The following is a 2,962-nucleotide window of genomic DNA, read 5'->3' on the forward strand; positions in this document are numbered from 1 at the left end:
CGCCGGCGCCACCACCGTGATCGCCGTCGACATCGACGCCAAAAAGCTCCAGCGCGCCACGGAGCTCGGCGCCACCCACACGGTGGACTCCTCCGCCGTCGACCCCGTCGAAGCGATCCGCGAACTGACCGGCGGTTTCGGCGCCGATGTGGTGATCGACGCCGTCGGCCGCCCGGAAACATACAAGCAGGCCTTCTACGCCCGGGACCTCGCCGGCACGGTGGTCCTGGTGGGTGTGCCGAGCCCGGAGATGACCCTGGAACTGCCGCTGCTGGATGTGTTCGGCCGCGGCGGCTCGCTGAAGTCCTCCTGGTACGGCGACTGCCTGCCTTCGCGTGACTTCCCCACGCTCATCAGCCTCTACCGGCAGGGCAAGCTGGACCTGGACGCCTTCGTGACGGAGCGGATCACGATCGACCAGATCGAGGAAGCCTTCACGAAGATGCACGCCGGCGCTGTGCTGCGCTCGGTGGTGGAACTGTGAACGCCGGCCCCATGAGCATCCGGATCGACCGGCTGGTGACCTCCGGGACGTTTTCCCTCGATGGGGGCACCTGGGATGTTGAGAACAACGTCTGGATCCTCGGGGACGACGCCGAATGCGTCATCATCGATCCGGCCCACGATCCCGCTGCCGTGGCCGCGGCCGTCTCGGGCAGGAAGGTCACGGCAATCCTGCTCACGCACGGCCACGATGACCACCTCGGCGCAGTCGGAGCCCTCCGGATGCTCGTGAACGCGCCCGTGTACCTGCACCGGGCCGACTGGATGCTGTGGGAGCGGGTGTTCCCCGGCACCGAGCCGGACCACGCCATTGCCGACGGCGACACATTCGACGTCGCAGGGGCAAGGCTCGTGGCACTGCACACCCCCGGCCACTCGCCCGGGTCCGTGTGCTTCCTTCTCGAAAGCGAAGGCACCGTGCTCAGCGAAAAAACAGTGTTCAGCGGGGACACGCTGTTCCAGGGTGGCCCCGGGGCGACGGGCCGTTCCTTCAGCGACTTCCCGACCATCATCGAGTCCATCCGGACCCGGCTCCTGCCGCTCCCGGCCGACACGACGGTCCGGACCGGCCACGGGGATCCCACAACGATCGGCGCCGAAGCACCGCACCTTGAGGAATGGATCGCCCGCGGCCACTGACCGCGTCCGCGGAAAGGCCCGGCCCACCGCTTCCGGACCGGGCCTTTCAGCCATAGGATGTGGGGCCATGAGCTCTCGCACCAGCATGGATCCGGCAACACTGGCCGCGGACCTGCGTACCCAGTTCGATGCATTCCTCGATGAGCATCGCGCGGACCTGCACGCCTGCCTGGACGGGCTCACCGAAGAAGAGGCCCGGGCCTCGCTGGTGCCGTCGCGGACCACCCTCCTCGGGCTGGTGAAGCACGCCGCCTTCGTGGAGAAGGTCTGGTTTGACGAGGCCATCACGTGCCGGCCCCGGGCGGAGATCGGCATTCCGGCCACCCCCGACGAATCGTTCATCCTGGCGGATGACGACACCATCGCGGACCTCCAGGCCGCCTACCTCCAGGCCTGYGGGGACTCACGGCGTCGGGCCGCTTCGCTCGGCCTTGACGACCTTGTCAGAGGCAACCGGCGCGGCCCGCTGCCGCTGCGGTGGGTCTACCTGCACATGCTCAGGGAACTCGCCCAGCACTGCGGCCACGCGGACATTCTGCGCGAGCAGATCCTCGCTGCGCGCACCTGACGGCACCGGCCTCCCGGGTCAATGTTCTGAACCAAAAGAGCGGCATTGAACAATGGGTGCTGGTGAGCGCGGATGCGGCCACCCCCGATTGGTTTTCACAGGGCCGCATCCGCGCTGGTCTAGGGAAGCCCGGGTTCAGGCTCTGGTCCCGCGTGCCGGCCGCGTAATCGCGCCCCGATCAGCTCAGACACCACAGCGGGGGCGCGCAAGGAAGCAGGCCAGCCGGAAGTCGTGCCCGATCTAAAGGCCAACGCCGTGAACTGGACTACGGCACTGCCGGGGACAACGACTCTGGTGGCCATGAGATAGGAACTCCCGCAACGAAGATTGCAGCCTCTGCCTGACCAAATTCAGAATAGCAATTGCATTTGCCTTGCAAAAGGAAAAGCGAGTAACAATTGATATGCTGTTATTCCGGCCGATATCCCGTGGTCCGGCTCACCGTCTCCAGGCCCCGGTGTTTGTAAGGACCACCGTCCGGAAAGATGTGGGATGCGGATGAGGTCAACCGGCCGGTGCGCTGGCCGTCATTTCGTGGACGGGGCGTATTCCGGGTAGTAGCGCTGGATCTCCTGAACGGTCTTGCCGGCCCTCACCATTCGCTCAACGGACATCATGCTCCGGACTTCCTCGTCCGAGGACCGGGTGCTGTTCCACGGTCCCATCGTTCGGTAGCAGAAGTCATTCGGATCGTTCAGCCTGGCGAGTTTTCATTCCTCTATTCATGGTTCCCCAATTGGCCAGAAATATGTTGGCGAGCCTACCGCACAGGTGCCAGGTTTCCCGAGCGACGGTGTTTTCCGCTCGGTCATGGAGGTTCGGCAGTTTGCCTCGCCGGAATCGCAGATGGGTCTTGATCCACTCCGCGGTCCTGGGAAACAATGTTCGCGGAATAATGGGCCCCGGAGAAAGGGTTTCAATGACAGCGCGGGATACCTCCTCAGTCGGTGCTCCGTGCTGGGTCGACACCTGGCAGCCCGACCCCCAGACGGCCAAGGACTTCTACGGTCCGCTCTTCGGGTGGACTTTCGACGACCCGACGCCGATGCCGTCCGGTTTCGACGGCGACTATTACGCTGCGCGCCTCCGCGGTCGGCTGGTTGCCGGAATCGGACAGGCGCCGCCGCTATCGCCGCCGGGGTGGTTCACCCACGTGCGTGTCGAAAACGTCGGGGAAGCCTTGGCTCGTGCCGAGCGGGCGGGGGGCATGCGCCTGGGGCCGTTTGGTGCCGGCCCGGTTAACCGTATTGC

5 protein-coding genes are annotated in these 2,962 nt (G+C 65.6%); 4 read left to right on the top strand and 1 reads right to left on the bottom strand.

The genetic code is table 11. The features are described 5' to 3' along the window. The 3 genes from AC1D1S_RS20410 to AC1D1S_RS20420 form a co-directional block, all read left to right on the top strand. Positions 1 to 484 (top strand): zinc-binding dehydrogenase (locus tag AC1D1S_RS20410; protein ID WP_476995360.1); only part of this gene is annotated, 484 nt, incomplete at its 5' end. An 11-nt stretch (positions 485 to 495) separates the two neighbouring features. Beyond that, positions 496 to 1,143: an MBL fold metallo-hydrolase gene (locus tag AC1D1S_RS20415; RefSeq protein ID WP_476995361.1), complete on the top strand. Its 648-nt coding sequence runs from the start codon at positions 496 to 498 to the stop codon at positions 1,141 to 1,143. Between the two features lie 67 nt (positions 1,144 to 1,210). Further along, positions 1,211 to 1,711, top strand: a complete 501-nt coding sequence (locus AC1D1S_RS20420; protein WP_243177337.1) for a DinB family protein — start codon at positions 1,211 to 1,213, stop codon at positions 1,709 to 1,711. A 527-nt stretch (positions 1,712 to 2,238) separates the two neighbouring features. Here the strand turns inward: AC1D1S_RS20420 and AC1D1S_RS20425 are convergent. Then, positions 2,239 to 2,376, bottom strand: coding sequence for a hypothetical protein (locus tag AC1D1S_RS20425; RefSeq protein ID WP_243177336.1), 138 nt, complete (start codon positions 2,374 to 2,376; stop codon positions 2,239 to 2,241). A gap of 254 nt (positions 2,377 to 2,630) precedes the next feature. On the opposite strand from AC1D1S_RS20425, the gene AC1D1S_RS20430 reads away from it, so the two are divergent. Next, positions 2,631 to 2,962: VOC family protein (locus AC1D1S_RS20430; RefSeq protein ID WP_476995362.1), on the top strand; the 332-nt coding region annotated here is incomplete at its 3' end.

It is taken from the genome of Arthrobacter sp. P1_A5 (genome assembly GCF_056406825.1).